14 protein-coding genes are annotated in these 17,011 nt (G+C 67.5%); 8 read left to right on the top strand and 6 right to left on the bottom strand.

Annotated elements, in window-relative coordinates:
• Positions 1-27: 27 nt before the first annotated feature.
• Positions 28-1,665: a GMC family oxidoreductase gene (locus tag ACTJLC_RS23280; RefSeq protein WP_440845252.1), complete on the bottom strand. Its 1,638-nt coding sequence runs from the start codon at positions 1,663-1,665 to the stop codon at positions 28-30.
• 371 nt (positions 1,666-2,036) lie between these two features.
• On the opposite strand from ACTJLC_RS23280, the gene ACTJLC_RS23275 reads away from it, so the two are divergent.
• Together ACTJLC_RS23275 and ACTJLC_RS23270 are read left to right on the top strand one after the other, a co-directional pair.
• Complete coding sequence (locus ACTJLC_RS23275; protein ID WP_440845250.1) at positions 2,037-3,722, top strand: isovaleryl-CoA dehydrogenase; 1,686 nt, start codon at positions 2,037-2,039, stop codon at positions 3,720-3,722.
• Positions 3,723-3,763: 41 nt separating this feature from the next.
• Positions 3,764-5,182: a coniferyl aldehyde dehydrogenase gene (locus ACTJLC_RS23270; RefSeq protein ID WP_440845245.1), complete on the top strand. Its 1,419-nt coding sequence runs from the start codon at positions 3,764-3,766 to the stop codon at positions 5,180-5,182.
• Between the two features lie 96 nt (positions 5,183-5,278).
• Here ACTJLC_RS23270 and ACTJLC_RS23265 read toward each other — a convergent pair whose 3' ends face one another.
• The 5 genes from ACTJLC_RS23265 to fliE form a co-directional block, all read right to left on the bottom strand.
• A complete protein-coding gene (locus ACTJLC_RS23265; protein WP_083085861.1) occupies positions 5,279-5,632 on the bottom strand; it encodes an EscU/YscU/HrcU family type III secretion system export apparatus switch protein in 354 nt (117 codons plus the stop codon).
• On the bottom strand, positions 5,632-7,104 hold the full coding sequence (fliK, locus tag ACTJLC_RS23260; protein ID WP_440845243.1) for a flagellar hook-length control protein FliK: 1,473 nt from the start codon (positions 7,102-7,104) through the stop codon (positions 5,632-5,634). Before fliK ends, ACTJLC_RS23265 begins: the two co-directional genes overlap by 1 nt.
• Before the next feature lie 93 nt (positions 7,105-7,197).
• The gene (locus tag ACTJLC_RS23255; RefSeq protein WP_073427745.1) at positions 7,198-7,524 is read right to left on the bottom strand and encodes a flagellar protein FliT; all 327 of its coding nucleotides are present in this window, start codon (positions 7,522-7,524) and stop codon (positions 7,198-7,200) included.
• A complete protein-coding gene (gene fliS, locus ACTJLC_RS23250) occupies positions 7,521-7,955 on the bottom strand; it encodes a flagellar export chaperone FliS (protein WP_073427746.1) in 435 nt (144 codons plus the stop codon). The genes ACTJLC_RS23255 and fliS overlap by 4 nt, the downstream gene beginning before the upstream one ends.
• A 229-nt stretch (positions 7,956-8,184) precedes the next feature.
• Complete coding sequence (gene fliE / locus ACTJLC_RS23245; RefSeq protein ID WP_073427747.1) at positions 8,185-8,520, bottom strand: flagellar hook-basal body complex protein FliE; 336 nt, start codon at positions 8,518-8,520, stop codon at positions 8,185-8,187.
• Between the two features lie 237 nt (positions 8,521-8,757).
• On the opposite strand from fliE, the gene fliF reads away from it, so the two are divergent.
• Genes fliF through ACTJLC_RS23215 form a run of 6 tightly spaced genes read left to right on the top strand, consistent with a single transcriptional unit; the run spans position 8,758 to position 15,895 of the window.
• On the top strand, positions 8,758-10,551 hold the full coding sequence (gene fliF, locus ACTJLC_RS23240) for a flagellar basal-body MS-ring/collar protein FliF (RefSeq protein ID WP_083085866.1): 1,794 nt from the start codon (positions 8,758-8,760) through the stop codon (positions 10,549-10,551).
• Positions 10,541-11,536, top strand: coding sequence for a flagellar motor switch protein FliG (fliG, locus tag ACTJLC_RS23235; RefSeq protein WP_073427749.1), 996 nt, complete (start codon positions 10,541-10,543; stop codon positions 11,534-11,536). Before fliF ends, fliG begins: the two co-directional genes overlap by 11 nt.
• A complete protein-coding gene (gene fliH, locus ACTJLC_RS23230; RefSeq protein WP_208645227.1) occupies positions 11,523-12,206 on the top strand; it encodes a flagellar assembly protein FliH in 684 nt (227 codons plus the stop codon). The genes fliG and fliH overlap by 14 nt, the downstream gene beginning before the upstream one ends.
• Positions 12,200-13,882 carry a flagellar protein export ATPase FliI gene (gene fliI / locus ACTJLC_RS23225; protein WP_440845240.1) on the top strand — a complete coding sequence of 561 codons (1,683 nt, stop codon included), beginning with the start codon at positions 12,200-12,202 and terminating at the stop codon, positions 13,880-13,882. Before fliH ends, fliI begins: the two co-directional genes overlap by 7 nt.
• Positions 13,883-13,884: 2 nt before the next feature.
• On the top strand, positions 13,885-14,334 hold the full coding sequence (gene fliJ, locus ACTJLC_RS23220) for a flagellar export protein FliJ (RefSeq protein WP_073427752.1): 450 nt from the start codon (positions 13,885-13,887) through the stop codon (positions 14,332-14,334).
• Positions 14,335-14,392: 58 nt separating this feature from the next.
• Positions 14,393-15,895, top strand: a complete 1,503-nt coding sequence (locus ACTJLC_RS23215; RefSeq protein ID WP_440845237.1) for a flagellar hook-length control protein FliK — start codon at positions 14,393-14,395, stop codon at positions 15,893-15,895.
• Positions 15,896-17,011 lie beyond the last annotated feature (1,116 nt).

The raw sequence follows: 17,011 nt of genomic DNA, 5'->3' as shown, positions 1-17,011 counted from the left end.
AACGTTGGATCTCAAGCGCAACCCCGCTCAGGCGGCATTCGCCGACGCCGCCGCCCACAGCGTTTCTCCTTCGCGACGAGCCGCCGCAATCAGGTCGGCTGCGCGCTCGCCGATCATCACGGTCGGCGCGTTGGTGTTGCCGCCGATCAGCGTCGGCATCACCGATGCATCCACGATCCGCAGCCCCGTCACGCCGCGCACGCGCAACTGCGGATCGACCACCGAGCGCGCGTCGCCGCCCATCCGGCAGGTCGCCACCGGGTGATAGATCGTGTCCGCGTGCTCGGCGATGGTCCGGCGCAATTCGTCTCCGGTCTGGCCGGCATGCGTATAAAGTTCCCTGCCGCCGTGCAGCGCGAGCGATGGCGCATCGAGAATGCGCCGCGCCATCCGTGTGCCTTCCACCAGCAGATCGAGGTCGCGCGAATCGCTGAAGAAACGCGGATCGATCACCGGCGCCACGCGTGCATCGGCGCTCGCGAGCGTCACGCTGCCGCGGCTCTTCGGCCGCAGGACGCACACGTGCAGCGAATAGCCATGACCCCAATGCATATGGCGGTTGTGATCGTCGACCAGCGCGGCGCAAAAATGCAGTTGCAGGTCGGGCCGCGCAAGCGTCGGACGGCTCTTCAGAAAACCGCCTGCCTCGGCCACATTGCTCGACAACATGCCGCGCCCGTGGCGCATGAAGGTGACGAACTGCGGCAGCAATCGCGCGATGCCGCGAATCGAATAGCCGGTCGGCTCGATCGACGCAACCCGCTTGTTGATGGTGAAATCGACGTGGTCGATCAGGTTCTGGCCGACCTCGGGCGCATCGTGCAGCACGGCGATGCCAAGCGCTTGCAGATGCGCCGCCGGCCCGATGCCCGAGCACATCAGCAATTGCGGCGAATTGAATGCGCCCGCCGCCAGCACCACCTCGGCGCGTGCCTCGAGCGTTTCGATGCGACCGCCGCGCACGATCTCGACGCCGCTCGCGCGCTTGCCGTCAAACATGACGCGCAGCACCGTCGCGTCGGCGATCGTATGGAGATTGGGGCGCGCGCGATCGTAGATATACGCGCGCGCCACGCTGCAGCGGCGACCGCCGCGCTGCGTCACCTGATAGAAGCCGATGCCTTCCTGGTCCTCGCCGTTGAAATCGCTGTTCGCCTTGTAGCCGGCTTCGATGGCGGCCTGCACGAAGCGCTTCGAAAACGGATTCCGGTAGCGCAGGTCGGACACCGTCAGCGGACCGCCAGCGCCGTGCCATGCATCGGCGCCGCGCTCGTTGTCCTCGGCGCGGCGGAAATAAGGCAGCACCTCCGCCCACGACCAGCCCTCGCAGCCCAGTTGCGCCCATTCGTCGTAATCGAGCGGATGGCCGCGCGTATAGATCATCGCGTTGATCGCACTCGATCCGCCGAAGCCGCGCCCACGTGGCTGATAGCCTTGCCGTCCGCCGAGTCCCGCTTGCGGCGTGGTCAGATACCCATAATTGGTCTTGAGCTTGTTCGGCACCACCACCGCCACGCCCACCGGCATGTTGACGAACAGATTGCGCTGCGTGTGCGGGCCGGCTTCGATCAGCGCGATCGTCGCGTCGGGGCAGTGGTCGGCGAGACGGCTCGCCAGCGAGCAACCGCCCGAGCCTGCACCGACGATGAGGTAGTCGTATTGCATCCTCTCCTCCTGATGGGTCCGCGTTGCTCGCGAATCCTGTCTCGTGCCGATCGGAGTTAGCGCTTTAGCGGTTACTTCGATCCCATGCAATTTATTGCGGCACACTTGTCTACGTGTGTTTCACGGCATTGTAGGGAGCCTTCCCACGCGACGGCGGCTTCGCGTCAGAGCGGTTACTCTAAACGGAAGCACCCCCGCGACCCTATGATGAAAGACGCGCAGACGCCGGCCGCACGGCCGCGCGCGGCATTCAAACACGGCGTGGCGCACGCCGTCCCCCAGCGTGCGACATGACACGCGGCGATCAAACAGCACACCGTCGATCAGCACCGGCGAGCCCGCGGTGAGCATCCGGTGAACGGAGACAGCACATGCAACAGCACAGCTTCGGCCAGACTCACGAAGTGACGAATCAGGTCCCGCCGCTGACGGATTACAACCTGTTCGCGAGCGACGCCGCGTTGTCCGCCGCCCTCGATCGCGAAGGCGCCGCATGGCATCGCGACGCGCTGCTGCGGCATGGCGCGGCGCTCACGACGCCCGACACGCTCGCACTCGCCGAGCTGGCGAATCGTCATCCGCCTGAATTGTTCACGCACAGCCCGCGCGGCGAACGCATCGACGCGCTGGAGTTTCATCCCTCGTGGGACACGCTGTTATCGCTGTTGCGGCGCGAGGGTCTGCACGCGCTGCCGTTTTCCGATCCGCGAAGTGGCGCGATGGCCGCGCGCTGCGCCGGTTACTTCCTGCATGCGCAAATCGAATCCGGTTCGCTCTGTCCGCCGACCATGACCTTTGCGAGCATTCCGGTGTTGCAGCGCGAACCCGCGTTGTTCGACACGTTGCGCGACAAGCTCTACACGCGCGAGCACGATCCGCGCGACGTGCCGCTCACGCAGAAAAAGTCGGCGATGATCGGCATGGGCATGACCGAAAAACAAGGCGGCTCGGACGTGCGCAGCAACCAGACTCGCGCCCATGCAACCACAGGCGGCGGGCGCGGCGGCGAATACCGGCTCGTCGGTCACAAATGGTTTTTCTCCGCGCCGCAATGCGACGCGCACCTCGTGCTCGCCCGCACCGGCGATCACGAAGGCCTTTCGTGTTTCTTCGTGCCGCGCTTCGCGCCGGACGGCAGCAAGAACGCGGTGCAGATTCAGCGTCTGAAAGACAAGCTCGGCAACCGTTCGAATGCGAGCAGCGAAGTCGAATTTCTCGACGCGTTCGGCATCATGATCGGCGACGAAGGACGCGGCGTGCCGACCATCATCGAAATGGCGAACTACACGCGGCTCGATTGCGTGATCGGCAGCGCCGCGCTGATGCGCGCGGCGCTGGTGCAGGCGATTCATCATGCGCGGCATCGCAGCGCGTTCGGCCGGCATCTGGCCGAGCAGCCGCTGATGCGCAACGTGCTGGCCGATCTGGCGTTGGAGTCGGAAGCGGCCACGCTGCTGTTCATGCGTCTCGCGCGCGCGTTCGAGGCGTCGGCCGATGCGGCGAACGCGCCGCCCGCCGAGCGCGCATGGCGGCGCATCGTCACTCCGGCGGCGAAGTATTGGGTCTGCAAGCGCACGCTGGAATTCACCGGCGAGGCGATGGAAGTGTGGGGCGGCAACGGGTATGTCGAAAGCGGTCCGATGGCGCGCTTCTATCGTGAAGCGCCGGTCAATTCCATCTGGGAAGGCTCGGGCAACGTCATGTGCCTCGACGTGTTGCGCGCGCTGGAGCGCGAGCCGGAAGCCGCGCAGGCGCTGTTCGCCGCATGGCAAGCGGACGCGCAAGGGCATCCGGCATTGAGCGCCGCGCTCGCCAAGCTCGCCGCCACGCTCGGCGCGCCGGCCGGTCATCGCGAAGGCGCGGCGCGGCGGATCGCGCAACAGATCGTGCTGATCGCGCAGGCCACCTTGCTCGTGAAGCACGCGCCCGGCGAGATCGCCGACGCCTTCATCGCCACGCGTCTTGCCGAAGGCTGCGGCGAAAGCGGCCGGGTCTACGGCACGCTGCCGGTCACGTTCGATCATGCGGCGATCATCGAACGGGCTTTTTCGGCGTGATCGTCAGAGGCGCTCCGATATCCATCAGGGAGAGGACCAACATGAAGAACGATCTGCCGGAGGTCGCCGCGCTCGAAGCGCTGCTGCGCGAGCAGCGCCATGCTTATTTGCGCGCGCCGTATCCGTCATGGGACACGCGCGCCGCGCATCTGCAGGCGTTGCGCAAAGTCCTGCTCGACAACCGCGACGCGCTCGCCGACGCGATGAACGCCGACTTCGGCAACCGCGCGAAAGAGGAAGTGCTGCTCGCCGAATTCCTGCTGGTGAAGGAAGAAATCGACGGCGCGCTCAGACACGGCAAACGCTGGATGAAAGCGCAGCGCCGCCGCACCAACAAATGGCTGCTGCCCGCGCGCGCCAAGGTCGTGCCGCAGCCGCTCGGCGTGGTCGGCATCATCGTGCCGTGGAATTATCCGGTGCTGCTTGCCGCCGGGCCGCTGATCAGCGCATTGAGCGCCGGCAATCGCGCGATCATCAAAATGTCGGAACTGACGCCGCGCACCTCGGCGCTGTTCGAGCAACTGATCGGCCAAACTTTCGCGCGCGATCACGTCGCGGTGGTGAACGGCGACGCCGCGCTCGCCGCCGCGTTCAGCGCGCAGCCGTTCGACCATTTGCTGTTCACCGGCTCGACCAGGGTCGGCCATGAAGTGATGCGCGCCGCCGCGGAGCATCTGACGCCGGTCACGCTGGAACTGGGCGGTAAATCGCCCGCGCTGATCGCCCCGCAGGCGCGCTTCGACAACGCGGTGGACAACCTCGTCGCCGGCAAGACGCTCAACGCGGGACAAACCTGCGTCGCGCCGGATTACGTGCTGGTGCCGCGCGGCACGGAGCAGGCGTTCATCGAACGGGCGCGCGCGCGAATGGCGAAGCTGTATCCCGGCTTCGCCGGCAATCGCGATTACACCTCGATCATTTCGGAGCGCCACTTTGCGCGCCTGCAGCGCCTCGCCGACGAGGCACAGGCCGCGGGCGCGCAACTGCACGCGCTCACCGACAGCGCGCCCGATGCGGCGAGCCGCCGTTTTCCGCTGATCGCGGTCACGCAGGCGCCGGACGACAGTACGCTGATGCGGGAGGAAATCTTCGGGCCGCTGCTGCCGATCGTGCCGTACGACACGCTCGACGACGCCATCGCGTGGATCAACGCCCGTCCTCGTCCGCTCGCGCTGTATCTATTCGCCGACGACGCCGCCACCATCGAACGCGTGACGCACGAAACGATCGCCGGCGGCATGGCGGTCAACGAAACGCTGATGCACCTCGCGTGCGAAAGCCTGCCGTTCGGCGGCGTGGGGGCGAGCGGAATGGGCGCGTATCACGGCTACGAAGGCTTCGTGACCTTCTCGAAGATGAAGCCGGTGCTGACGCAAGCGCGTCTGAATGCCCGTGGATGGATCGCGCCGCCGTATGGCAAGCGGGTCAACGCGCTGCTTAAGTTGATGATGCGGTTTTGATGTGAGCGGCGGCCGGGGGCTATTGCACTGACGAGGTTTCACTGACGAAGTGGTATTAGACGTTGCGGGTTGCAGCGGACGCACACCCCACCCCGCTCACCGCCCGGCGTTACCGCCGATCTCGGTGGCGACCACGTCGATCACATCCTGCGCGCCGGCATTCGCGCCCTGCGCCGGCGTCTCGGCGCCGCTTTCCAGCCGATGCAGCCACGCGAGCAATTCCGCCACCGCCTGATAAAGCTGCGGCGGAATTCGCGCGTCGAGGTCCACCTGCATCAGCAGCGAGACCATTTCCGGCGCCTCGTGCACATACAGGCCGGCTTCCTTGGCCCGCTGCACGATCATGTCGGCCAGCAGCCCATAGCCCTTGGCGACCACGCGCGGCGCGGGATCGCCGCCTTGGGCGTCGTAGACGAGCGCTGCCGCGCTGCGGCGATGCTTGCGGCTCATCACATGTCCCAATCGAAATCGTCGAGCGGCGCGGTTTCCGTGCGGCTCACGCGCGCCGCACGGCGTCCGCTCGCGGCCTTGGCCGCAGCCGAACCAGCCGAACTCGCCGCGCCCGCCGCGCCCATCGGAGCACCCGCCGACGCGGAACGCGCATACGCCGAAGCCGCCGCCTGCGCAGCCGCCGCGGCGCCCGCATCGGCTGCGCCGATGACAGGCGCGCAGCCGCCGATCTCGCGAATCGTCAAGCCGTTCAGTTCGATGCCCGCCGCCGCGAGCCGCTGACGAAAACTCTCGCCCTGCTGCGCGAGCCGCGCCGCGCCGCCGGGGCTCGCCTGCACGCGCGCCGTGAGCCGCGTGCCGATCAGCGTCAAATCCGCATCGACGGTGCCGAGCGTCGGCAGCGACAGCGTCAGACGCGTGCGCCACGGATGGTCGTCCTCGCTTGCCGCACCGCCGCCGCTGCGGTCCCATTCGTCGCCTTCCTGCTCGATGGTCCAATCGAGCTTGGCGCCCGGCCACGCCTCGCCGGTCCAGCGAAACTGCCCGGTCGCGAGCAGATCCAGTTGCTGACGCACCAGCGACACGGTCGCCGGATGAACCGCCGCCGCCATCGATTGCGGATTTTGCGACGCGCCGCCGTCGGCGGGCTGCGCGGCCGCGCCGTGCGGATTGGCGTGCGCGGGCTGGCCGTTCAGGTCGGAAAGCGAACTCGCCAGCACCTCGCCGGCCACGAAACGGGCGGCCTGCGCGGTCTGGATCGAGGGCATCGCGCGAGCCGCGGCGTTGGCATCCGGCGCGCCGTTCGGCGGACCATTCGGCGCGGCGCCCATGCCTTGCCGCGTCGCGGGATTGGCGGGCGACGCGTCCCCGCCGTCGTTCGCCCAGTCGAGCGGCAATTGCGCGGCGGCGGCCACCAGCTTGTTCTGCGCCTCGCCGGCAAGCGTCGCGGGCGAACGCTGTCCCGCCAGCCATTGCGCGAGATGCGCTTCGTAGAAAAGACCGCTGTCGCCGACCGTCTGTTCGAGCGCCGCCGCAAGCGCCGCGACCGGCACCTGGGCCGCCGCCACATGGGCGGTGGCCGCCGTCGCGGCGGTGTTCGGATTGGCGGTCGAAGCGGTTGGGGTGTTGGTCGAGTTCGCGGCACTACCGGCAGCCGGCGTATCAAACAGCGGCAAGCCCACTTCGACATCGAGCGCGGGTGCGGCGGGCCAGATGGGCATCTGGCCGAGTACAGCGGGGGTCGCCTCGCCGCCCGAGCGCACGATCGCGTTGAGCGCGAGCGCGACGGCGGACAGCGCGGTTTGCGCGGAAGGCTGCGGCGCGGGCGTGCCAACGGGAGGCGCGGTGGTCGGCGCGGTGTCGACGCCCGCCGCGCCGGTTTGCGACGCGGCCGCGCTGCCGGGCGCGATATTGAGCAGACTGTCGACCCGGCTCGCGAGCACCGAAGTAAGGGCCGTGTCGATTCCGTTCATGCCGGTTCCTTGGTCACATTGGCGGCAGCGCGCTCAACCGCATGCGGTCGGCGGATTCATGCGAGAAAGCCGTCGCGGCGTCGGCGCGCACACTCAGCGCGCGCCGTACAACTCCTTGAGCAGGCGAGTCGGCCGTCCGGCGAACAGCGCCGACAGCGTCGCCATGCGCGGATTCGCCAGATCGCGGATCGCCGCGTCGTCCGCGAGAATCTGCCGGATCAGCGCGTATTTGCGCAGGCGCTCGGCTTCATCCAGCTTCACGCCGTTTTCCGCGTCCCGCAGCGCCTCCACCAGGTTCCGGTACTCCTCCTGCAGGAGCACCAGATCGTTCCACAGGGCGCGCCGGGCGGCTGTCAGCATGCGGCGGGAAATCGCTGCAATCGCCTCGTAGCGGGCGAAATATTCTGCGTTCGATGTCATCTCATGCTTTCCGCGGCCGGCTGGGCTGCCATCCGCGCGATCTCCGGGGCAATCCCGATCCAGGCCTCTTCGAGCGTCGCGAGCAGGCCATCCACCTCGACCAGCATTGCTTCGCTCTGTTTGATGTTGGCTTCGAGCAGCCGGCGCGTCATATAGCTGTACAACGCGTCCAACCGCTCCGCAATCTCGCCGCCCGCCTCGAGGTTGAGCGACTGCTGCAGCCCGCTTTCGACGATCTGAATCGCCTTGCCGACCGCCTCGCCACGAGCCGGCACGTTGCCCTGCTGCAAATGCATGCGCGCTTGCGCAATGGCCTGCCGGGCCCCTTGATACAACATCACGATCAGACGATGCGGACTCGCGCCCATCACCCCTGTCTCGACGCCGACGCGAGCGTACGCATTGGCTCCAGAGTGTCCTGGGGAAAACATCGGCGCTCCTCCTCTCTTGCACTGTGGTTGGTCGCGGCACCCCGTCCGGGTACGTCGCCGCGCCCCGATTCATGCCTGTATCTGGTTATCGGATAGGCGGCGGGAAAGCTTTAGGCCAGCGTAAGGAGGATCGAGGGGGCCGGGTGGCGCGGCCGGCAGCGGCCGCATGGCGGGCGCGCGGGCAGCGTGGCTCGGGCGGGCCGAACAGCCTTGCCGCCCGAAACACGGTTCAGACTTGCATCTGCATGATGTCGTTATAGGCGGACACCAGTTTGTTGCGCACCTGCAAGCCGAACTGGAAGCCGACGTTGGCCTTCTGCATGTCGACCATCACGTCGTTCAGCGACACGTTCGACGCGCCGAGTTCGAACGCCTGCGATTCGCCGATCGCCTTAGTCTGATCGCCGCTGATCTTGTCGAGCGACGCCTTCAGCGCGGAGGCGAAACCGCTGGGGGTCGCCGCGCCGGACTGGCCGGCCACCGGGCTGCCGCCGCCGGCCGCTTGGGCCGCCAGCGACTGCATCTGTTGCAGCGCCGACGAGAGCGCGTTCACGGGCAAAGTCATGTTCTCTCCAGGGAATGACGACCGGCATGCGAGAAACCGTGCCGATCTGGACGAAAGCATAGCAGCGGCCCCCGCGCGAAAGCCCCCAAACTAGGGGGAAAACCCGGCTCTATTCAAGCAATCGGGTCGGGCCGCCCTGCGGATAATTTCAACGGTGAAAGTCTCTGTCCATACGCCCGCCGACCTCGGCGCCGCCACGCGACAGAAACGCAAAGGCATCCCGGAGATACCCGACGCATGGATTCGTCAGCCAACTCTTTGATCAACCCCGACGCCCGCATGGGGCTGGCCGGCGCGCAGCCCGGCGCCGGCACGGCCGGCCCCGGCCAGCCTGGCGCCGCCGCGGACCTCGGCGGACTGGGGAGCACCCTCGGCGGCAATTTCGGCCAGCGCCTGTCGGGCCTCGCGCAAATGCGCGGCAACCCGCGCGCGCCGCTGATCTTCGCGGTCGCGCTGCTGGTCGCCATCGTGGCGGGCCTGTTCCTGTGGTCGCGCGCGCCGGACTACAAGGTGCTCTACAGCAATCTGTCGGACCGCGACGGCGGCGCCATCATCACCGCGCTCCAGCAGGCCAACATTCCCTACAAGTTCTCCGAAGCCGGCGGCGCGATCCTCGTGCCGGCCGAGCAGGTGCACGAAATGCGTCTGCGGCTCGCCTCGCTGGGCTTGCCCAAGAGCGGCTCGGTCGGCTTCGAATTGATGGACAACCAGAAGTTCGGCATCAGCCAGTTCGCCGAGCAGATCAACTATCAGCGCTCGCTGGAAGGCGAGCTGGAGCGCACGATCCAGTCGATTTCGACGGTGAAGTCGGCGCGCGTGCATCTGGCGATTCCGAAGCCCTCCGTGTTCGTGCGCGACAAGGAAGCGCCGTCGGCCTCCGTGCTGGTGAACCTCTACCCCGGCCGCGCGCTCGACGAGGGCCAGGTGCTGGCGATCACCCATATGGTGGCGTCGGCGGTACCGGACATGCCGGTGAAAGGCGTGACCATTCTCGACCAGGACGGCAACCTGCTGACACAGCCGTCCACCGGCAGCGGACTCGACGCCTCGCAACTGAAGTACCGCCAGCAGATCGAGCGCAGCACCCAGCAGCGCATCGACGCGATCCTCGCGCCGCTGTTCGGCTCGGGCAACGCGCATTCGCAGGTCAGCGCCGACATCGACTTCTCGCACAGCGAGCAGACCTCGGAGAACTACGGCCCGAACGGCAACCCGCAACAGGCGGCGATCCGCAGCCAGCAATCGAGCACCGCCACCGAACTGGCGCAAGCCGGCGCCTCGGGCGTGCCGGGCGCGCTGTCGAACCAGCCGCCGCAGCCGGCCTCCGCGCCGATCAATGCGCCGGTCGGCGCGAGCGGCGTGACGACCACGCCGGTCAGCGACCGCAAGGATTCGACCACCAACTACGAGCTCGACAAAACGGTGCGCCACCTCGAACAGCCGATGGGCGGCATCAAGCGTCTGTCGGTGGCCGTGGTGGTCAACTATCTGCGCGTGGTCGACGCCAAGGGCCACGCGACGATGCAGCCGGTCACCGCCGACAAGCTCGCCCAGGTCAACCAGTTGGTGAAGGACGCGATGGGCTTCGACGCGGCGCGCGGCGACTCGGTCAACGTGGTCAACAGCCCGTTCACCGCCGACCTCGACCCGAACGCCGACGTGCCGTGGTGGCGCACCCCCGACATGATCGCGCTCGCCAAGCAGATCGCCACGTATCTCGGCATCGGCGCGGTCGCCCTGTTCCTCTACTTCGTGATGGTGAAGCCGGCGCTGCGCCGCGCTTTCCCGCCGCCGGAGCCGGTCGCCGCCGCGGCGCTGCCGTCGCCGGACGAGCCGGTCCTGCTGGACGGCATTCCCGCCGCCGAGCGCGAGGGCGCGGTGGTCGAGCTGGAAGCCGACAACGAGAAGCTCGCGCTCGAACACGCAAGACACAAATATGAGCGGAACCTGGAATTCGCGCGCAGCATCGCGCGCCAGGATCCGAAGATCGTTGCAACCGTCGTGAAAAATTGGGTGTCCGATGAGCGCTGAAGGCGTAATGAAGAGCGCGCTCCTGCTGATGTCGATCGGCGAGGAAGAAGCCGCGCAGGTGTTCAAGTTCCTCGGGCCGCGCGAGGTCCAGAAGATCGGCGTGACGATGGCCGCGCTGAAGAACATCACGCGTGAACAGATCGACGACGTCCTGCAGGAGTTCGTGCGCGAGGCCGAGAAGCATACGGCGCTGTCGCTCGATTCGAGCGACTACATCCGCTCGGTGCTGACCAAGGCGCTCGGCGACGACAAGGCCGGCGCGATCATCGACCGGATCCTGCAAGGCAGCGATACCAGCGGTATCGAGGGCCTCAAGTGGATGGATTCGGCGGCGGTGGCGGAACTCATCAAGAACGAGCACCCGCAGATCATCGCGACCATCCTCGTGCACCTGGACCGCGATCAGGCCTCGGAGATCGTCGCCTGCTTCACCGACCGGCTGCGCAACGACGTGCTGCTGCGCATCGCGACGCTCGACGGCATCCAGCCGGCCGCGCTGCGCGAACTCGACGACGTGCTCACGGGTCTTCTGTCCGGCAGCGACAACCTGAAGCGCAGCCCGATGGGCGGGATTCGCACGGCGGCCGAAATTCTCAACTTCATGTCGAGCAATCACGAGGAAGGCGTCATCGAGAACGTTCGCCAGTACGACGCCGAACTCGCGCAGAAGATCATCGACCAGATGTTCGTGTTCGAGAACCTGCTCGACCTGGAAGACCGCGCGATCCAGTTGCTGCTGAAGGAAGTCGAGTCCGAGGCGCTGATCATTTCGCTGAAGGGCGCGCCGCCCGCGCTGCGCCAGAAGTTCCTCTCGAACATGTCGCAGCGTGCCGCCGAACTGCTCGCCGAAGACCTCGACGCGCGCGGTCCGGTGCGGGTCTCCGAAGTCGAGACGCAGCAGCGCCGCATCCTGCAGATCGTGCGCAACCTCGCGGAAAGCGGCCAGATCGTGCTAGGCGGCAAGGCGGAAGATGCGTATGTCTAATCGCAACTCCACGGCGAAGGAACGGCTCTCGGCCTACCAGCGCTGGGAGATGGCCTCGTTCGATCCGGCGCCGCCCGCGCCGCCCGAACCCGAAGTCGACGACGGCGCGTTCGAAGCCGAACTCGAACGGCTGCGCGAGGCCGCGCACGCGCAGGGCATCGCGTCGGGGCACGTGGCCGGCCAGGCGCTCGGCTACCAGGCCGGTTATGACCAGGGTCATGCGCAGGGCTTCGAGCAAGGCCAGAGCGAAGCGCGCGAACAGGCGGCGCAATTGGCCGCGCTCGCGCAAACCTTCAAGGCCGCGCTCGACGGCGCGCAGGGCGCGATCTCCGAGACGCTGGTCGCGCTCGCGCTGGACATCGCGCAACAGGTCGTGCGCCAGCACGTGCAGCACGATCCGACCGCGCTGATCGCCGCCGCGCGCGAGGTGCTGGCCGCCGAGCCCGCGTTGATCGGCGCGCCCGCACTGATCGTGAGCCCCGCCGATCTGCCGGTCGTCGAAGCCTATCTGCTGGAAGAACTGCAAACGCGGGGCTGGACCGTGCGCACCGATCCGTCGGTGGAGCGCGGGGGCTGCCGCGCGCAAGCCGGCTCCGGCGAAGTGGACGCCGGCATCGACACGCGCTGGGAGCGCGTCGCCGCCGCACTCGGCAAGGTGAGCACATGGTGAAGCCGACGATCGAGGAAATCCGCGCCAGCGATCTGACGCCGCTCGAACGCGAGCTCGCGCTGGCGTCGTTCGGCGCCGAGGCGCTGGCGGAAGAACCGGCGGCGGCCACGCCCGCCGCGGCCGCGGTCGCGGCCATCGACGCCGCGTTGCGCGATGAGGCGGCGGGCCATCTCACGACGGGCACCTCGGGCGCATCGGCGCGCCGCGAATCCGCCACGTCGAACGTTGCGTTGAACGCGGCCTCGCGCGCCGCTTCGACCGTTGCCGCGCATGCGCCCTACGATCCCGCGCTCGACAGCAATCCGCACATGCAAGCCTGGCGCGGCAAGCTCGACGCGCTGCGCGCGCGCAACGCGATCGCCAAGCCGATGCGCGCCTGCGGGCGTCTGACGCGCGCCGCCGGCCTCGTGCTCGAAGCCGTCGGCCTGCGTCTGTCGGTGGGCGCCGAAGTGATGATCGAACTGCCGCCCGGCAGTTCGCTGCCGATGGCCGAAGCCGAAGTGGTCGGCTTCTCCGGCGACAAACTGTTTCTGATGCCGACCACCGAGGTGATCGGCCTTCTGCCCGGCGCGCGCGTCTATCCGCTCGAAAGCGCGCCGATCGCCGACCCGATGGCGGGCGCGAAGCGCCTGCCGGTCGGCTGGGAATTGCTCGGCCGCGTGCTGGACGCGTCCGGCCGGCCGCTCGACGGCCTGGGCCCGCTCGGCGCGCACGCCGACGCGCCGCTGTCCGCGCCGGTCATCAATCCGCTGAACCGCGAACCGATTCACAAGGTGCTCGACGTCGGCGTGCGCGCGATCAACGCGCTGTTGACCGTGGGCCGCGGCCAGCGGATGGGCCTCTTCGCCGGGTCGGGCGTCGGTAAATCGGTGCTGCTCGGCACGATGGCGCGCTACACCAGCGCCGAGGTGATCGTGATCGGGCTGATCGGCGAACGCGGCCGCGAAGTGAAGGAATTCATCGAACAGATTCTCGGCGAGGAAGGCCTCGCGCGCTCGGTGGTGATCGCCGCGCCCGCCGACGTCTCGCCGCTTCTGCGGATGCAGGCCGCGTCGTATTCCACCTCCCTCGCCGAATATTTCCGCGATCAGGGCAAGCACGTGCTGCTGCTGATGGATTCGCTGACCCGTTACGCGATGGCGCAGCGCGAGATCGCGCTCGCCGTGGGCGAGCCGCCCGCCACCAAGGGCTATCCGCCTTCGGTGTTCGCCAAGCTGCCGGCGCTCGTCGAGCGCACCGGCAACGGCCCGGCGGGCGGCGGCTCGATCACCGCGTTCTATACGGTGCTCACCGAGGGCGACGACCAGCAGGACCCGATCGCCGACTCCGCGCGGGCGATTCTCGACGGCCACATCGTGCTGTCGCGCTCGCTCGCCGAGGCCGGTCACTATCCGGCAATCGACATCGAAGCGTCGATTAGCCGGGCAATGACCGCGCTGATCGACGATAACCATCTCGACAAAACGCGTATGTTCAAGCAGATGCTGTCGCGCTATCAGCGCAACCGCGATCTGATCAACGTGGGCGCTTATTCGAGCGGGCGCGACGCGCTGCTCGACCGCGCGATCGCGCTGTATCCGCGGATGGAAGCCTTCCTGCAGCAAGGTTTTCGCGAGTGCGCGAACTTTGAACCGAGTCTCGCGATGCTGGACGCGCTGTTTGCCCAAGGAGCCTGACCATGGCGAAACACTTTCCGATCAAGACGCTCATCGGCCTCGCTCAGGACGATGTCGACGCCGCCGCGCAGCGGCTCGGCCGCGCGCAGCGCGAGCGCAACGACGTGGAGGCGCAGCTCGACGCGCTGGTGCAGTACCGCGACGAATATCACGCGCGCTTCACCGCGACCGCGCAGACGGGCATGCCCGCCGGCAACATGCGCAATTTCCAGGCGTTCATCGACACGCTCGACGCCGCCATCGAACAGCAGCGCAACCTGCTGGTGACGGCCAACGCGCGCGTCGAGGCCGCCAAGCCCGACTGGCAGCGTCAGAAGCAGAAGCTCGGCTCCTATGAAGTGCTGCAGGCGCGCGGTGAAGCCGCCGAAGCGAAAACCACGGCGCGGCGCGATCAGCGCGACGCCGACGAACACGCCGCCCGAATTCTGAGGATGCGCGCCGAAGGCGCATGACGCACGCGCGCCGCCTCGACTACTGAACACACCGTTTGACGGATTGACAGGATTTCCTATGTCGCTTCTCTCACAGATCGGCTCACCGATCGGATCGCTGCGCGGCCCCGCCGGCAGCTCGTCCGCCAGCGCGGCCAACAAGGCCGCGAGCGCGAGCGCCGCCATGCCGTTCGCGCAAAGCTTGCAGCAAAGCATCGACTTGCAGAACAACGCCGCCGCGCGGAGCGCGAGCCAGCAGCAGGCTTCGTCGTCGGCTTCCGCGTCGACGGGATCGTCGTCGAGCGTGCATGACGCGCCGCCGCCGCCCGATGCTTCGACGCCGGATGCGGACGACGTGAGCAGCGGCAAGGACGATAGCGACGCGACGAAAACGGCGGCGTCCGATTCGTCGTCAGCCGACGCAGCCCAGCAGGCCGCGCCCGAGAAGAGCGCGGCCACGCCGCCGAAGTCCGGCGATACGAGCAGCCGGACCGACGCCGGCACCGCGGCGGCGGCTTCCGCCGCGCAGGCGCAGGCTCAGGCCGACGCGAACGCCGCCGCTGCGCCGGTAACGGCCGCGCCCGCCACGGCCACGACCGATGTCGCCACCACGCTGGCCGGCTCGGCCACGGACGCCACGAGCGTCGGCGCGCCGGGCAAGAAAACCGCCGCCACCGATCCGAAGTCGGCGCAGGACGCGTTGCAGGCGGCGCTTGCCGCGCTGGCCAACGGCCAGGGCGTGGTCCCGCAGCAGGCGTTGGCGAGCGGCGCGGCGGCGAACGCGGCGACGGCGGCAAGCGGCCAGGCCGGCGCAACTGGAAAAGCGAGCGGATCGGCGGACGACAAGGCGCTTGCGGCGGGCCTGTTCGGCGACGGCAAGGGAGCGAAAAACGCCAAAAGCGCATTGGCGACGGCGGCGACGACCATGGCCGACCCGTCCGCGGCGGCCAAGGCGACGGCCGACTCGCTGACGGCGAGCGCTGCCGGCGGCGGGCAAGCTGGCGATCCGGGGTCTTTCAAGGCGGCGGCCGATGCGGCGACGGCGGCGCTGGCCGCCACCCAGGCCGCGGCGAGCGCCGCGAGCACGACGGCGGCCGTCCAGACGACGGGTAACGCGGGCGCGGCGCAAGCGGCGAATGCGTTGGCGCCGCAGGTGGGCACGGCCGACTGGGACGAGGCGTTGAGTCAGAAGGTGGTGTTTCTGTCGAATGCGCATTCGCAGAGTGCCGAACTCACGTTGAATCCGAAGGATCTCGGGCCGTTGCAGGTGGTGTTGCAGGTGGCCGATAACCATGCGCATGCGTTGTTTGTTTCGCAGCACCAGCAGGTTCGGGAAGCCGTCGAGGCGGCGTTGCCGAAGTTGCGGGAGGCGATGGAGGCCAATGGGATTGGGCTTGGCAGCGCTAGTGTCAGTGATGGGTTTGCCCGGCAGGGCGGGCAGCAGCAGAGTGCTGATTCTGGGCGGTCAGGTGGGCGTGGTGGTCGGGGTTCGTTTGCCGGCGGCGCTGAGTCTGGGGCCGTGGGGACGGTGGGTGATATCGCCGTTCGGCGGAAGGTGGGGTTGGTGGATACTTTTGCTTGATGGATTGGCCTGCTCGGCGGGGTTTGGGTTTCGTTTGGTTTGGTTTGGTTTGCTCCTGGATTTGTTGGCCTTTCCTTGATTTGTTAGTGGTCTATTGGCGTTGCCCCTGTGCGGGGCGGCACCTACTTTCTTTGCCGCCGCAAAGAAAGTAGGCAAAGAAAGCGGCTCACACCGCCAGCTTTGAAACGGGTCCCCTGGCTTGGAGGGGGCAGTGGTGCATCTGGAATCCGTGCCCTCGCACATTCGACGCCCGTGACAAGGCAGTCATTCTTCCGGCGGCGCTGCGCGCGCCGTCGCGGTGCTTCATTAAACCGCTCCTACGGTTCGGGCGCCCGGCATCGTTGCCGCGCAAAGCGCTGCGTTCCCGTCACGGCGCGAGATCCCATTTCGGCGGGGCCGGCCGATGGTCCGGTGCGGCACTTCCAAACCCGTGGGGCGTTCCGGCGCGCCGCCGACGCGAAGCAGAGGACCCCACCGCACACAAACGAAGCCATCGGTTTTCGCGTAGCCGCTTCGGACGACGGAACCCACCGCTTTTCATGCAACCCCTTCCGACGACCAAAACCGCAGAGTTTGAAGCAGCCTTTTCCGACGATCGAACCCGCTGCTTTTCATGCAGCCCTTCCGGCGACTGAAACCGCAGGTTTTGAAGCGGTCCCTTCCGACGATCGAGCCCGCCGCTTTTCGTCCAGCCCTCCGGCGACTGAAACCGCAGGTTTCGAACGGCTTCTCCCGCGGACCGAACCCGCCGCTTTTCATGCGCCCCCTCCGGTGACAAAACCGCGGGTTTTGAAGCCGACCCTTCCGGCGAGCACGCAGTGCGAGGCGGGAAGTATGACTGCCTTGTCACGAGCGTCGAATGTGCGAGGGCACCGATTCCAGATGCACCACGATCCCCTCCAAGCCAGGAGACCCGCTTCAAAGCTGGCGGTGTGAGCCGCTTTCTTTGCCTACTTTCTTTGCGGCGGCAAAGAAAGTAGGTGTGTAGTGGTCAAGCAAACCTGGACACCCCAAAGGCGAATTTTTAAAAAAGTGAAGCTTCGCACCGTGCCGGTGGCAGACCGCCTGCCGCCGAATGGATGCGCCTGTAGTTATAAAAGTTGTCGATGTAGGCCC

The sequence above is a fragment of the Paraburkholderia sp. 22099 genome (assembly GCF_052045835.1).
GTDB classification, from domain to species: Bacteria; Pseudomonadota; Gammaproteobacteria; order Burkholderiales; family Burkholderiaceae; genus Paraburkholderia; species Paraburkholderia terricola.
This window is presented reverse-complemented; position numbering and strand designations above follow the sequence as displayed.

Bases quoted from the DNA above. Each gene is read 5' to 3' on its own strand.
- ACTJLC_RS23280 (WP_440845252.1), bottom strand. From the start codon at position 1,665: ATGCAATACGACTACCTCATCGTCGGTGCAGGCTCGGGCGGTTGCTCG.
- ACTJLC_RS23275 (WP_440845250.1), top strand. From the start codon at position 2,037: ATGCAACAGCACAGCTTCGGCCAGACTCACGAAGTGACGAATCAGGTC.
- ACTJLC_RS23270 (WP_440845245.1), top strand. From the start codon at position 3,764: ATGAAGAACGATCTGCCGGAGGTCGCCGCGCTCGAAGCGCTGCTGCGC.
- ACTJLC_RS23265 (WP_083085861.1), bottom strand. From the start codon at position 5,632: ATGAGCCGCAAGCATCGCCGCAGCGCGGCAGCGCTCGTCTACGACGCC.
- fliK (WP_440845243.1), bottom strand. From the start codon at position 7,104: ATGAACGGAATCGACACGGCCCTTACTTCGGTGCTCGCGAGCCGGGTC.
- ACTJLC_RS23255 (WP_073427745.1), bottom strand. From the start codon at position 7,524: ATGACATCGAACGCAGAATATTTCGCCCGCTACGAGGCGATTGCAGCG.
- fliS (WP_073427746.1), bottom strand. From the start codon at position 7,955: ATGTTTTCCCCAGGACACTCTGGAGCCAATGCGTACGCTCGCGTCGGC.
- fliE (WP_073427747.1), bottom strand. From the start codon at position 8,520: ATGACTTTGCCCGTGAACGCGCTCTCGTCGGCGCTGCAACAGATGCAG.
- fliF (WP_083085866.1), top strand. From the start codon at position 8,758: ATGGATTCGTCAGCCAACTCTTTGATCAACCCCGACGCCCGCATGGGG.
- fliG (WP_073427749.1), top strand. From the start codon at position 10,541: ATGAGCGCTGAAGGCGTAATGAAGAGCGCGCTCCTGCTGATGTCGATC.
- fliH (WP_208645227.1), top strand. From the start codon at position 11,523: ATGCGTATGTCTAATCGCAACTCCACGGCGAAGGAACGGCTCTCGGCC.
- fliI (WP_440845240.1), top strand. From the start codon at position 12,200: ATGGTGAAGCCGACGATCGAGGAAATCCGCGCCAGCGATCTGACGCCG.
- fliJ (WP_073427752.1), top strand. From the start codon at position 13,885: ATGGCGAAACACTTTCCGATCAAGACGCTCATCGGCCTCGCTCAGGAC.
- ACTJLC_RS23215 (WP_440845237.1), top strand. From the start codon at position 14,393: ATGTCGCTTCTCTCACAGATCGGCTCACCGATCGGATCGCTGCGCGGC.